The organism is Sphingomonas naphthae, assembly GCF_028607085.1.
GTDB lineage: Bacteria > Pseudomonadota > Alphaproteobacteria > Sphingomonadales > Sphingomonadaceae > Sphingomonas_Q > Sphingomonas_Q naphthae.
Genome location: NZ_CP117413.1, coordinates 1 through 12,907 on the forward strand (window position 1 = coordinate 1; position 12,907 = coordinate 12,907).

At 61.9% G+C, this 12,907-nt stretch carries 10 protein-coding genes and 1 pseudogene; 7 read left to right on the top strand and 4 right to left on the bottom strand.

Annotation, left to right across the window (positions count from 1 at the left end; genetic code table 11):
- Window positions 1-9: 9 nt before the first annotated feature.
- The 7 genes and pseudogenes from PQ455_RS19925 to PQ455_RS19955 all read left to right on the top strand — a co-directional run.
- Window positions 10-2,064, top strand: coding sequence for a ParB/RepB/Spo0J family partition protein (locus PQ455_RS19925; RefSeq protein WP_273692035.1), 2,055 nt, complete (start codon window positions 10-12; stop codon window positions 2,062-2,064).
- A gap of 111 nt (window positions 2,065-2,175) precedes the next feature.
- Window positions 2,176-3,099 carry an ArdC family protein gene (locus PQ455_RS19930; RefSeq protein WP_273692038.1) on the top strand — a complete coding sequence of 308 codons (924 nt, stop codon included), beginning with the start codon at window positions 2,176-2,178 and terminating at the stop codon, window positions 3,097-3,099.
- A 2-nt stretch (window positions 3,100-3,101) separates the two neighbouring features.
- On the top strand, window positions 3,102-4,064 hold the full coding sequence (locus PQ455_RS19935; protein ID WP_273692039.1) for a phosphoadenosine phosphosulfate reductase domain-containing protein: 963 nt from the start codon (window positions 3,102-3,104) through the stop codon (window positions 4,062-4,064).
- A 72-nt stretch (window positions 4,065-4,136) separates the two neighbouring features.
- The gene (locus PQ455_RS19940) at window positions 4,137-4,766 is read left to right on the top strand and encodes a hypothetical protein (RefSeq protein WP_273692041.1); all 630 of its coding nucleotides are present in this window, start codon (window positions 4,137-4,139) and stop codon (window positions 4,764-4,766) included.
- Between the two features lie 56 nt (window positions 4,767-4,822).
- A complete protein-coding gene (locus tag PQ455_RS19945) occupies window positions 4,823-5,233 on the top strand; it encodes a hypothetical protein (RefSeq protein WP_273692042.1) in 411 nt (136 codons plus the stop codon).
- Complete coding sequence (locus PQ455_RS19950; RefSeq protein ID WP_273692043.1) at window positions 5,226-5,870, top strand: antitoxin of toxin-antitoxin stability system; 645 nt, start codon at window positions 5,226-5,228, stop codon at window positions 5,868-5,870. Before PQ455_RS19945 ends, PQ455_RS19950 begins: the two co-directional genes overlap by 8 nt.
- Window positions 5,867-6,446 (top strand): annotated as a pseudogene (locus tag PQ455_RS19955) (hypothetical protein); the annotation flags it as partial. The gene PQ455_RS19950 and the pseudogene PQ455_RS19955, both read left to right, overlap by 4 nt.
- Window positions 6,447-6,981: 535 nt before the next feature.
- On the opposite strand, the gene PQ455_RS19960 reads toward PQ455_RS19955, so the two are convergent.
- The 4 genes from PQ455_RS19960 to PQ455_RS19975 all read right to left on the bottom strand — a co-directional run bounded on the left by PQ455_RS19960 (window position 6,982) and on the right by PQ455_RS19975 (window position 12,863).
- A complete protein-coding gene (locus tag PQ455_RS19960) occupies window positions 6,982-8,772 on the bottom strand; it encodes a UvrD-helicase domain-containing protein (protein ID WP_273692045.1) in 1,791 nt (596 codons plus the stop codon).
- Window positions 8,772-10,907, bottom strand: coding sequence for an ATP-dependent nuclease (locus PQ455_RS19965; RefSeq protein WP_273692047.1), 2,136 nt, complete (start codon window positions 10,905-10,907; stop codon window positions 8,772-8,774). The genes PQ455_RS19960 and PQ455_RS19965 overlap by 1 nt, the downstream gene beginning before the upstream one ends.
- A gap of 30 nt (window positions 10,908-10,937) precedes the next feature.
- A complete protein-coding gene (locus tag PQ455_RS19970; protein ID WP_273692050.1) occupies window positions 10,938-11,840 on the bottom strand; it encodes a 3'-5' exonuclease in 903 nt (300 codons plus the stop codon).
- Window positions 11,841-12,365: 525 nt separating this feature from the next.
- Window positions 12,366-12,863, bottom strand: coding sequence for an RcnB family protein (locus PQ455_RS19975; RefSeq protein ID WP_051887035.1), 498 nt, complete (start codon window positions 12,861-12,863; stop codon window positions 12,366-12,368).
- Between the last annotated feature and the right edge of the window lie 44 nt (window positions 12,864-12,907).

The following is a 12,907-nucleotide window of genomic DNA, read 5'->3' on the forward strand; positions in this document are numbered from 1 at the left end:
AGAAATCCAATGATCCAATCTGTCAAAGTGAAGAACCTGTCCCTTTCGAAGGACAATGTTCGCAAGAGCAATCGCGACCTCGATATCGAGTCCTTCGCCGCCACCATCGCGGCGCACGGACTCCTGCAAAATCTCGTGGTCACCCCGCTGAAGAAGAGCGGCCACTTCACGGTGAAAGCCGGTGGTCGTCGCCTGCGCGCGCTGCAGCACCTCATCGCGACGGGCGTTTTGCCTGCCGACCATGAAGTGCCGGCTCTGGTGCTGGCTGATGATGCCGACAGCACCGAGGCGAGCCTTGCGGAGAATTTCGGCCGCCTGCCGATGAACCCTGCAGACGAGGCCACCGCTTTCAACCACTTCATCGACAAGGGCGCATCGGCTGAGGATGTGGCCAAGCGGTTCGGTGTCACCACCCGCTTTGTCGAGCAGCGTGTTCGCCTTGCGGAACTTGCACCTTCCATCTTCCAGGCACTCGCTGCCGGCGAGATCAGCCTGGGTGTTGCGCAGGCCTATGCGGTCACCGGTGACACTGATCGGCAGGCCCGTGTCTTCGATCAGATGAAGTCCGCCTACTACGGGAACCAGCCCGATAATATCCGGCGTGCGATCCTGAACGGTACGGTCAAGGCGAACGACGCCAAGGCGCGTTTCGTGGGCCGGGACGCCTATCTGGCCGGCGGCGGCCGTATCGAGGGCGATCTGTTCGCGACCGAGGGCGACGAGAACTGGATCGATGTCGAGCTCCTGGAGGATCTGGCGGCGCAGAAGCTCGAGGCCGCTGCCGCCGAACTGGCCGAATCGCAGGGTCTCGCGTTCGTCACGCCCGTCGCGGCGACGCATGTTCCCTATGACACCGAGCGTCAGCTCCACGAATATCATGCTGTCGCGCGGCCGCTGACCGAGGAGGAACAGGTTCGGGTGGAAGCCCTCGCTGTGGAAAATGACGCGCTGCTCGAGCAGCTCGAAACGGAACTGAGCGACGGCACCGAGGAAGCGGAGACGGCAAATGCGCGACTGGAGGAAATCGAGCGTGAGCTCGACGAGCTCGACGCTGCGCGCAAGGTCGTCGATCCCGAGGTTCGCGCCCAGCTCGGCACGTTCGTCTATATCGGTGGCGACGGCGCTGTCCGCGTCCACACCCGGATGTTCAGCGAGAAGCCGGTGGTCGATCCGAACGCTCCGGTCGTCATCGGCCCGATCGGGGGCGGGGCGGATGAGGTGGTCGAACAGGGGGTCAAGCTCAGCGCGACCCTTGTCGATGAACTCGCAACCCAGCGGCGCCAAATCCTTGTCGCCCATCTCGCGAGCGATCCGGCTCTGGCCCTCGACCTGACGATTTTCCTTATGGCGCAGGATGCCATCTTCGCGAACAATTATGTCCGCAATCATTCGACGCTGAAGGCATCGCCATCGCAGTTCCCCATCTTTGCCTTCCGCGATGAGGGTTCGCTTGCGTCGCAGACGATCGCGGAACAGCGTCAGGCGCTCGACACCAACTGGGCGGGTTACGACACAATGTCCGCGCGCTTCGATGCCTTTCGCGCTCTTGATGATGAAGCCCGAGGTGCGTGGGTGGCCTTCGTCATTGCGCAGACGCTCGAGCCGACGCTGAATGCCGGCGATGGCGGTCGCCTCAACGGCTTCCACGATCATCTCGGCCGGATTCTGGACATCGAGGTGGCGCAATGGTGGCGTCCGACGGCCGCGAACTTCTTCGGCCGTGTGAAGAAGGATGTGATGCTGGACGCGCTGGAGGATATCGGCGGCCCGATCCTGCGCGGTCGCTACAAGGACGCCAAGAAGGGCGATCTTGCCGCCACCTGCGCATCCCTGTGCAACGGACAGGGCATCGTCGAAGCCGAAATCCGCGAGAAGGCGAGCGCCTGGCTGCCCGACGCCATGCGGTTCGAGGCGATCGAAAAGCCAGAACGCTATCCCACCCGCTCGACCTTCCTGGAAGGGGAGGAGGACGACGTCGAGGGCGTCGATGAGGATCTGGATGGCGAGGATAATCGGTCGATCGTCGACATCACGGGCGACGATGACCTGAGCGAAGCGGCCTGACGCTGCGCTGACTGTTCGAGGCGACTTGGGGCGGTGCTCTTGCGAGTGCCGCCCTTTTTTTCGTGATCCGTCAGCCGGCGGGTCCGCCTCTCGCCAAATCGGAGACTGATTGTGGCCAAGACCACTGGCAAGCCATCGCCCGCCGACATCATCACCAACACCATTATCGACAGGCTCGAGGCCGGTGTCCGTCCATGGGTGAAGCCGTGGCGACCGGGACTCGGCGGTCGACCGCTGCGCGTGACGGGTGAACCCTATCGCGGCATCAACTGCTTCTGGCTTTGGCTGGTGGCGGAGAGCGCCGGTTACAGCGCGCGCACCTGGATGACCTACAAACAGGCCCAGACGCTCGGTGGACAGGTCCGTCCGGGCGAGAAATCGCAATTTGCGATCTTCTACAAGACCTACACCAAGGAGGTCGCCTCTCCGGTGACGGGGGCGGTGACCGACGAAGTCCGGGCAATGCTCCGCAGCTATGCCGTCTTCAACGTCGACCAGATCGAAGGATTGCCCGCAGACTATTATCCGAGCCGAGTCGCGCTCGTCGCCCCCGGCGACGTGCTACCCGAACGGGCAGATCGCTTCATTCGCGCACTTCCGGCCTCCGTGTCGGTTGGCGGCGACCGCGCCTTCTACGACCGCGTCGCCGATAGCATCACCATGCCGTCGATCGAGCTGTTCACCACGCAGGCTTATTGGGCATCGACGCTCGCCCATGAGGCCGGTCACTGGACGGGTCACCCCGACCGGCTGAACCGCGTGTTCGGCAAGAAGTTCGGCGATGACGCTTATGCGCTCGAGGAGTTGTGCGCCGAGATGACCGCTGCGTTGCTCGGCGCCGATCTGGGTTTGCCGACCGCGCATCTGGATGATCATGCCAGCTACATCGCCTCATGGCTTCGGGTTCTCAAACGCGATAGCCGCGTGGTCATGACCGCTGCCGCCAAGGCGGAAGTCGCGGCCGGCTATCTGCTGCGCGCCACCGGGCTCGCCAACACGGATGATCGTGACGAGACCGTTCGTGAAGCGGCGTGACCATGGACGTCCTCCCCGACCTCGGCGCCTACCGCCGCTTCGTCGTGGCCTTCAGCGGCGGCAAGGACAGCCTCGCCAGTCTCCTCGCTCTGCTGGAGCATGGCATATCCCCAGACCGCATCGAACTGCATCATCATGAGGTGGACGGGCAGGGGGCTACCCTCATGGACTGGCCGTGTACGCCGGCCTATGTCGACGCGCTCGCGCGCCATTTCGGGATCGCCCTCTATCGGTCCTGGCGGATCGGCGGGTTTGCGCGCGAGCTCGACAGGGACTGCACGGCGACCGCGCCGATCGCGTTCGAGACGCCTGATGGGCTCCGCGTCGCCGGTGGTGCGGGCCCGCCCGGCACGCGCGGCCTCTTTCCGCAGATTTCCGCTGACCTTCGGGTACGCTGGTGCAGCCCGGCGCTCAAGATCGACGTGCTGGCGGCGGCCATCCGCAATCAAAGCCGTTTCGTTGAAGGCAAGACCCTCGTCGTTACCGGGGAGCGCGCGGCGGAAAGTCCCGGTCGTGCTCGCTATGCGACGTTCGAACCGCACCGGACCTGGAGCCGTCGTCGCCATGTCGATCATTGGCGACCGGTCCATGGCTGGGGCGAGCAGCGCGTGTGGGACATCATCGCGTCGGCGCGGATCAGGCTGCATCCTGCCTATCGGCTTGGTTGGCGTCGCCTCTCGTGTCGCTGCTGCATTTTCGGGACGCCCGATCAATGGGCGACACTGCGCCTGATCTTTCCGCAAGCCTTCGAACGCGTCGCACGTCGCGAGGCGGCTAGTAGCAGGACGATCCACCGCGCCTGTAGCGTGAACGAACTCGCCGACCGGGGGCGTCCCTATCCGGCGGCAAGCGCGCATCCCGATGATCGGGCCCAGGCCGACGATCCGGTCTGGCAGCTCCCGATCACGCTCGATCCATGGTCGTTGCCGGCAGGCGCATTCGGTGAAGCGGCCGGGCCGACATGATGCGGGCAGGAACGAGAGGAGAGGGGGCCTCCGGCGGGATGCGCGTGATCGCGCCAAGCTGGAGGCACTCCCATGTTCTACGACACGATCTACCGCCACAATCAGGCGCTTACACCCGATCCCGACGCCACGGTTGGCGTTGTGCTGCATGGTCTGCTGAGCGCGATCGACGACTGTCGGCGCGCCGGCAAATCCGCCGAACAGGATGCGGCAGTCCTGCTGCTCATCCGCGCTCTGGCTAAGAGCGCCGCGCGCGCCGTCCCGGATCTCACGGCTCTTACGGCACGCTGCGCGGCCGATCGCGCAGCGATCCTCGCTCATCCGGCATTGCTCGCCATCGCCGGCCAAGCGGTCAGCGGTGACCGGCTCGCCAAGCGGACCTTCCATGTGCAGGCGCGGCAGGCACTCGCGTGGGTCGCAGACGCGCTTGGCCTTGTCGCGGAAGAATTCCAGATCGTCGTCACTGCCGGCGCTGACCATGAAGACGGTATCACCGAGCTGCGCCACGCCGATTTCTTCGTGCGTGTCGTCCCGCGCGGTTTTCTGCCCGACAGTGAGGTGACCTGGTTCCGGTGCGCCCGTGGCGTCATTGCGGGTCGCCCCCGTCATGGTGGGGTAGCGCTCCTGCTCGAGCCCGGCAGCTTCGCTCGCCGCCTGGAAGCCTTGCGCGATACCGGCCTGCCGTTGCCGGTCGCGGCCTGAGCGGCGGCTTTTCCACCTGCCAGCGCCCGTCGGGCGCGATTTCAACGGAGGCTGTGATGGCTGACTATTACACGCATTTTTCCTGCACGCTCGACGTGGGTAACCATCCTCATGTCGAACAAGCGCTCGCGCTTTACGCCAATACCCCGCCGAACGAGGACGGACTTACCTTCCCCGATGGATTCCGGCTCGAGCCGCCGGCCGACGGTGGCTCGGAGCTCTGGATTCACGACGATGGTCGCGGGGACATCGAACTGCTCGTCAGTTTCGTACTGCTGTGCGCCGAGACGCTGTTCCTGGAGGGGCGATGGGGTTTCGAATATGCGCTGACCGCGTCACGCCCGTTGCTCGACGGGTTCGGTGGCGGTGCGCATGTGGTCGATCTGTCCAACCGCACCTCACATAGCTGGACGTCGACGTCCGACTGGCTGGCCGGGGTCCTGACGGGAGGGGACGGCCATGCCTGAGCTGGTGTCCACCACCGTCTATCGGCTCAACGAGCTGTCGGCGTCCGCGAAGGACGCGGCGCGCAACTGGTATCGGCAGGTCGCACCTGGCGATGACTGGCATGAGTTCGTGTACGACGACTTCACGCGCATTTGCGATCTCATCGGCGTCGACCTAGGCAGCTATCCCGTTCGCCTTTATGGTGGCGGAAGCCGGCAGGCACCGCGCATCTGGTTTTCGGGGTTTGCGAGCCAGGGCGACGGTGCGTGTTTCGAAGGGCGATACCGATACGCCCGGTCTTCGACCAAGATGATCCGAGCCCATGCGCCACGCGATGCCGAGCTCCACCGGATCGCGGACACGCTGGCAACCGTTCAGCGGTCCAATTTCTATCAGCTCGAAGCCCGCGTTGAGCACCGCGGCCGTTATTATCACGAGTATAGCATGACGATCGATGTCGAGCGGTCCGCCCCTGTCGAAAGCGCGATAGCGGGCGGTGCCGACGAGGTGGTGACAGAGGCGCTGCGCGACCTCGCGCGCTGGCTCTACCGCCAGCTCGAAGCCGAATATGCGTATCAAACGGCCGACGAACAGGTCGATGCGGCGATCCTCGCCAACGACTACAGCTTCACCGATGATGGGTTGCGGTTCCCATGACCCGGCCCCCAGTCATTGCGGCGTGGGGCGCGGGCGTTGATTCCACGGCTATGATCATCGAGCTGGCGGAACGCGGTGAGCCCATCGACATGGTCCTGTTCGCCGATCCGGGTTCTGAAAAGACCCAGACCTATGCCTTCATCCCGCCGTTCCGCGCGTGGATGGAAGCGCGCGGCATCCCGTCCGAGATCGTCCGATACCGGCCGCGCAATTTCAAGCACTGGCCGCCCTACGCGACCATCGCCGAGAATATGCTCTCGAACGCCACCCTTCCATCGGTCGTGTTCGGCGGTGGCTCCTGCTCGCAAAAATGGAAGGTGTCCGCCCAAGAGGCGTGGACGACAAGCTGGGAACCGGCGCGCCGCTGCTGGGGCGGGGGAGGGCGCGTCACCAAGCTGATCGGCTATGACGCTTCAGCCCGCGACACCCAGCGTTACCGCCATGCCCTCGGCTGCGAGGATCCGCGCTATCTCTATCGCTATCCGTTGCGCGAATGGGGATGGGATCGCGAACGCTGCGCGGCACGGATTACGGCCGCCGGTCTGCCTGTTCCGCCGAAATCGAGCTGCTGGCTGTTATGTTTGCAGATGGTGTCTCGTCTCACCGCAACCCTTTATTTATGGGCTACAAAATTATCCGCCGTTTGAGACGATCCGAGGCCATTGAAGCGCTCGGGACAGTTGCAAAGCGCTACTGCACTTTGCAACTGTCCCGAGCGCAACCGCCGAAGGCGGTGCGACTCGTCGCGGCGGCATCCGGAATGACTTTGCTGAGCGGAAGAAACTGACTTGCCATTGCCCGTCGGGACTTGCTGATGCGGCCTTGATCGTTGCGCCGACAGATTGGGAAATGTCTGTTACGCGCCCAAGTTGGTCGTACGGCTCGCGTCTTCCTGCGCTGTTGAGCCGAACGACAGCTATGACGTGGTCTGGGACTTATCTGCCGTTTCCGCATGACTCGCCGAACAGCAGGTTTCGCTAGGAGCGGACGTCCAGCGCTTCCCCGACCAGCCATCGGAGTACGACCGGAAGTGGGCCGATTGCCGACCGGCAATTTCAATGCAAATCGAGCAGTATAGCCGACCTTCGTAAGCAGTCGCGCGTACGCCGGGTCAGGGAATCTGGTCATAGCCAAAAGTGCAAGCAAGCAGGATATCGGTCGGCTGATATACGTTGTTCTGCCCCCGCCGCCGGCCCACTTCCGAAATGAGGTGCAGGTTCTTTTTTGCCCGGGAGCAAATCACGTAGAGAAGCTTGTTTGCGGCCGCGATCTTATCGTCCTCGTTGAAATGCGGAACCATGCCCTCAAGCAGACCGAAAGCAATCACCGCTTCGAATTCGGCGCCTTTCACACCATGGATTGTCGAGACGGTGATCCCGGTCTTCTCATCGAAAACCTTCCGGAACATGGCGACCTCGGCGATCGCGGTCGCACCGTCCGCGATGAGCCTTTCGATCCGTCGCTGCGATCCTTCGACGAAGGCCTCGTAGTGTTCGACCAGCATGGGAGAGCTGGTGCGATCTATGCCGAGCGCGTCGAAGAAGGCGTCGAAGCACTCCAGCAGATATTTCAGACCGTCGGTTTCGGCGGAGGTAGTCGTATTCGATGCACGCAACAGGCTCTTCCGTGTGATCGAGGCGGTGTTGATGCCGGCCAGGTCGAGCGCAGCGATCACTTCCCCCGCCCACCGGCTGCGCCGGATATAGAGTTGCGGCGAGGCTTCGGTCAGAATGATCCGGGAGAGCTTGTACCAGAAATTGTCGATGTCTCGGGCAAACGGTACCATGCCGGGGCCGGAGAAACTGTAATCCGGTAAGGCAGCCACAAGCTGGCGCGTCATGCCTGCAAGCGGCAGCCATTGCGGCCCAACGATGCAAACTTCGCGGGGGACGATCCCCATGCTCTCGACGTTATAGCGGATCAGACGTACGACCTCGTCCACCAGCGCAGTGCGATTAGTCGAGCTGTCGTAGGAAATTGCGCTCGCGAAACTCTTGTATTTCCCGCCAGCACTGATCTTTGAAGTGAGCTGGTTGAAGTTCTCGAAATAGGTGACGATGCGGTCTGACGAGCGGTAGTTTACCGTCAGGTCCATCTCGGTAAAGCTGACACCGCTAAGCGCTGAAAATGCGGCGGGCGTGATCGCATAGCCGCCAAGCGACCCATAGATCGCCTGATTAGGATCGCCGACGATGAATGCCTTGGCCTTACCGCCCGACGCTTTCAGGATGGCGCCGAGGATCGCGTACTGGATTTCTTTAGTGTCCTGATATTCGTCAACCAAGACCGTCGCGAAGATCGATCCAAGCAGGACGCTGATCGACGGAATATCGCGAACCAACTGATACGCGTAGTCGAGGATCATCTCGAAATCGACCTGCCGGTTCGCGCGCAGCTCCGCCCAATATTGCTGAAGCAGCGCTTCGACCTTCGCACGCTTCCAGTCCGGACAGGCGATGACATGGCCGGCAGACGTGAAATAGTGGCCGCAATCGAACGTGCGAAGACCGCCTCCATGCTCGCTGCACAGCAGCTCATGGGCGCGCTCGGTGTCATGGGCGTTGATTACCCGGAAGCCGTTTTTTAGCTCCGGATGGTAAATGGCATAGGGCCGCAGGATCCATTCGAGGCAGAAGGAGTGGATCGTTCCGATCCACAGCTGGCTGGTATCGACCCCGAGTTGCTCGATCCGTTCCTGGATCTCGTCCGCAGCGCGATGGGTATAGGTGATCGCGACGATGCGCTGCTTGTCGGAGGTCAGCAGCGAAAGTTCGCGTGCGATCTTGTACGTAAGCGTGCGCGTCTTTCCGCTGCCGGGGCACGCCGTCAGAAACACGCTGCCCGGCTGCTCGATCGCCTTCACCTGATCGGCGTTCAGGTCGTCGGCGTTCCAGACGAACATCACAGGGTCGCGAGAATGGTGTTGATGCGATCCCCAGGAAACGCCGTGAGCATCTCGGTTCGCACCGCAGGGAAATCGATGTCGCCCGATCGGAACCGATCGAGATGGACGCGCATCGCCGCGACCTGTGCAGGAAGAACGCCGAGGGTCTTCAACTGAACCTTGAGGCGATGGTCGATGATGCTGGCGAGGATCTCGTCGGAGACCGGCCGATGCGCCATGAACAAGGCGTCGAGAATATAGTCCGGGATGTGGACGTCGGGTGTGATTGCCTTGCCGAGAATGATCGCGAACCAGCCCTTCCCGACATGTTTCGCCATGGTCAGGACGCGCGTGCCATATTGCGCGATGTCGCCGGATTCCAGTTCGGTCTTGGCCAGCGCGATCGTAGGGCCATCACTGTAGACCTCACCGAGGATCGAGACCACGGCGGCGCTGTTGCCGGCACGAATGAAATCGACTTCGAACGTATGTTGCGCGAGGTGCGTACTCAGCCAGTTGTTCCCAGTGCAGAAGGTGGTCAATCGCAGCGCGCGCGCTGCGCCTGACGTCTGCGATCCAGTGGCCTTGTCCTTCGCCTTCTTCTGCGCAGGGGTGTCAGCCGGGTTCGTCGTGAGATCGATAAAGGCCTGGTCGAGGTCGGTGATAATCGCGCAATTCTTGCGGATGCGCTGGTCATGGAACAGGATCGCGACATTCTCGAAGCCGGTGCTGCGGATATTGATCAGGCTGATCCCGAGCTCGTCGAGACTGAGGCCGAACACTTGTTTGATGAGGATGGGGATGAGGATTTCCTCTGCATCTCCCTCGACCAGCAACACGCTCTTGGCGAACAGCAGGTTGCTGCGCACGGCGTCGAGATAGCGCTGGATATTGCCGATCTGCGTGGGGTCGAGGCCGGCGGCAGGCTGGTAGACCTCGCAGACCCCGCCATCACGCCCGAGAATGTTGATGTTCTCGACGTTACTGACTTCAGAAATATGGGTCGAGTGCGTCGAGTAGATGATCTGGGTTTCGTCGTAGTTCAGACGGTCGAAGAGGGTCTTCTGGATATGCGTGTGGATGTGCGCCTCGGGTTCCTCGACGACGAGGAAATTGGCGAATGTCTGCTTGACCTTCTGATATTTGAATTCGAGCAGCTTAAGCGTGAGGTAGATGAGGTTCGCGCCGCCGAGGCTGAGCTCGTGGATGCCGCCCTCATAGCCTGCCTCGGCTTCCCCGACGAACAGCTTGAGGGACTGGAACAGCCGGTCGGCTTCGTCCGACAGGTCAGATTTTATCGAGAGCGATTTGGGCGAATAGGTTTCGCCGGCGGCTTCGGTGATCGTGTCGCGGATGTCGGTCCGGATCGCGCGGACATCGTCGAGGCCTTCGATCGCGGCGTTCAGGTCTGTCACCAGTCCGCTGATGGGAGCAAACTTCGCGGGGTCGATCTCGCCGCTCTTGCCCTTGAGCAAGGTCAGCAGCGGATTGGTGCGATTGTTCTGGAATTCGGCGACGACGTCGCGAAGCGCCTGAATGAAGGTGAACCCGATCTCGCGAGCGATCGAAAACATGCCGGGGACGATGCCGCCGATCTCGGCCGGGGTGAGTTCATCCGGGAAGATCACGGCATCGAAGTCCCCGACGAGCGCCTGATAAACCGCCGGGTCGGTAAAATCGGCGCTGCTCTTGCCGGTGAAGACGGTCTCGTAATCGGCAAGACTGATCTCCCTGCGAAGATCGGCAAGGGCCGATTTGTCCCCGGCCGCCAGCTGCGACAGTTTCTGCCGGATCGCAGCCTTTGGGCGAAAGATAAGATTATAGGTCGCCTTGTCGACCGTTGCGCCCGTGATGGCGCCGACACCATGAAGGAACAGCGATTGGATCGTCTCGTCCTGCGAGACATCGGTGAATTCGAGACTGATGATGATCCAGTGACCGCGCCATTCACCGAGGCCGCGATGGAAGTCCCGATCATCGAGACGGTGCGCCATGCGCAGCAAATTGTCGTCGAGCAGCAGGCGGATCGCGCGGAACAGGTTTGTCTTGCCCGATCCGTTCTCGCCGATGATCGTGTTCACGCCCTTTTCGAACTTCACCGTGGCGCGGGCGAAGTTTCGGTAATTGACCAGCTGCAGTTTCGAAATGTGCATGCATCCCCCCCGGACATCAGTTTGTATCGATCAGGCGCGATCGGAAAAGCGGTTGAACGCGGTGATCTCGCGCACCAGCAGTTCGACATCGCGCAGATAGATTTCCTTGCGCAGGAATGCGATCTCGGCCTCCTGGAGCCCATCCTCGACATCGATATACCAGGCGCGGGGATTGGGATTGTCGTCGCCGTTCCAGCGATAGCCGCGAGCCTTGAGGACATCCTTCAGGTCGAAGGGCGAGTTCTCCGCCCAGATCCGCCAGCTCGAACGCCGGGCCTTTTCCAGCAGCCGTTGCATCGCCGGCACCCCGCTTGTCGGAAGCGGCGCGGCAAGCAGCTCGATGGCTGCACGACAGTCGTGAACGGCGCGGTGCCGGTCATAGAAAAAGCCGGTGCTGGCGGCGAGGTAGGCGAGCTTCACGCCTTCATGCCCTTCCTCGGTCCAGTCGACCTGGGACATTGAACAGGCCCAAGGCTTGAGAACGAAAGGATCACTGAGTCGCTCCAGAAATCGGCGATCAAAGCTCGCATTGTGCGCGATCACGAGCGACGCCCGGTCGACCAGCGCTCGGACAGCATCAACATCGATACGCTGCCCGGCAACCATTTCGTCAGTGATGCCGGTCAATCGCGTGATTGCAGGCGGGATTGGCGACGAAGGCTCCTGAAACTGTTCGAATGGTGGGCCAATGTCGCAGATCAAGCCGTCTGGCAGATAGCTGAACGGGATCATACCAAGTTCGATAATCTCGTGTTTCGTCGGGTCGAGCCCAGTTGTCTCGACATCGACGAAAAGACCCTGGCGGGTTGGCGCACCGCGCGCATCATTGATGCGAAGCCTCGGTTGCAGACGGCGTTGCACGCGATACTGACCGCTCGCCTGCAACGCGTCAGCCATCGCTTCAAGATCGCTCATTCTGGTCCGTGCCTCCATGTTGTAGGCATAGCCGATCTCACGAGCACGACTAAAGCGCTAAGTCTGATTTTCATCGTTGAAATTGCAACGACCTGCACGGTCGGTGTGGCGCCGCAATCACCCCATTGGGCCGTCTTAGCTCGCTCGATCAATGCAGATGACATCGCCCTCAACCACCAACCAAGCTGTTGTTTGCGGTCGATGAACAAAAGGTCGCTTATCCTATGGTGTCGCTTCAAATGAGACGGGCTGCCATCCACCCACTACGCCGATCGGCGGGGGCTGAACTCACGGCCGCTTTCAGGCTTTGCAGGGAGCTAGCTGAACGACCGAAAATGGGACGCGTTGCCGCCTGACGGTTCCGCAATGAGCGAACGGCGGGTTCAAACGGAAGCAGCCGTTCTAAACCCGGACGGCGAACGACGCATTGTGGTCGCGAGTTGCCAGTCCTGGGCCGTCTGCACCTGAGCATTGGGAATCGTCGGCGGAAAGACCGGTATGGGCCGCTGGCAGTCAGAAGCACTGCCAGCGAGTGTCGCTTTTTCACCAACCACCGGCAACGGACTGAATGATGACGCCGGTGTTTCGGGAGATCAGCACGAAATTCGTTCCCGCATAGCACCAGATATGGCCGGTCGGTGCTGGGGACAGTCCATAGCCGACCGGATTGACGACGACATAATGGCGCATCGACAGGGGGAGGGTGCCACCGACGATCCAAACGCTATGCGCATGTCTGGGCGGGATGGGGTAATAGCCGTAGCCGGGCGCGAAATAATGGCCATGGCGCGGCCCGTGATAATGGACAAATCCGGGGTGGCCGCGCCACCAGCCGGGACGGCCGCGATCGACGATGACGGTGCGGCTGTGCACGACCCCGGCGCGGGGCGCGACGGTCGTATGCCGGACGACCTGCGCCTCTGCGGCGGGACTGGCCATGATGGCCATGACGGACAGGAACAGGGTCGCGCTGCCTGCAAAAGCGGCGCTGACGCTGACACCGTGCTTCGTGAGGGATTGGGGATTGAAAAACCGGGGCATGATCGGACTCCTTGGGTGGGAAGCCTGATATGGATGGCCTTTGC

Excerpts from the sequence above, each read along its gene's own strand:
- PQ455_RS19940 (WP_273692041.1), top strand. The coding sequence starts at position 4,137 with ATGTTCTACGACACGATCTACCGCCACAATCAGGCGCTTACACCCGAT.
- PQ455_RS19975 (WP_051887035.1), bottom strand. The coding sequence starts at position 12,863 with ATGCCCCGGTTTTTCAATCCCCAATCCCTCACGAAGCACGGTGTCAGC.
- PQ455_RS19965 (WP_273692047.1), bottom strand. The coding sequence starts at position 10,907 with ATGCACATTTCGAAACTGCAGCTGGTCAATTACCGAAACTTCGCCCGC.
- PQ455_RS19950 (WP_273692043.1), top strand. The coding sequence starts at position 5,226 with ATGCCTGAGCTGGTGTCCACCACCGTCTATCGGCTCAACGAGCTGTCG.
- PQ455_RS19945 (WP_273692042.1), top strand. The coding sequence starts at position 4,823 with ATGGCTGACTATTACACGCATTTTTCCTGCACGCTCGACGTGGGTAAC.
- PQ455_RS19970 (WP_273692050.1), bottom strand. The coding sequence starts at position 11,840 with ATGGAGGCACGGACCAGAATGAGCGATCTTGAAGCGATGGCTGACGCG.
- PQ455_RS19925 (WP_273692035.1), top strand. The coding sequence starts at position 10 with ATGATCCAATCTGTCAAAGTGAAGAACCTGTCCCTTTCGAAGGACAAT.
- PQ455_RS19960 (WP_273692045.1), bottom strand. The coding sequence starts at position 8,772 with ATGTTCGTCTGGAACGCCGACGACCTGAACGCCGATCAGGTGAAGGCG.
- PQ455_RS19935 (WP_273692039.1), top strand. The coding sequence starts at position 3,102 with ATGGACGTCCTCCCCGACCTCGGCGCCTACCGCCGCTTCGTCGTGGCC.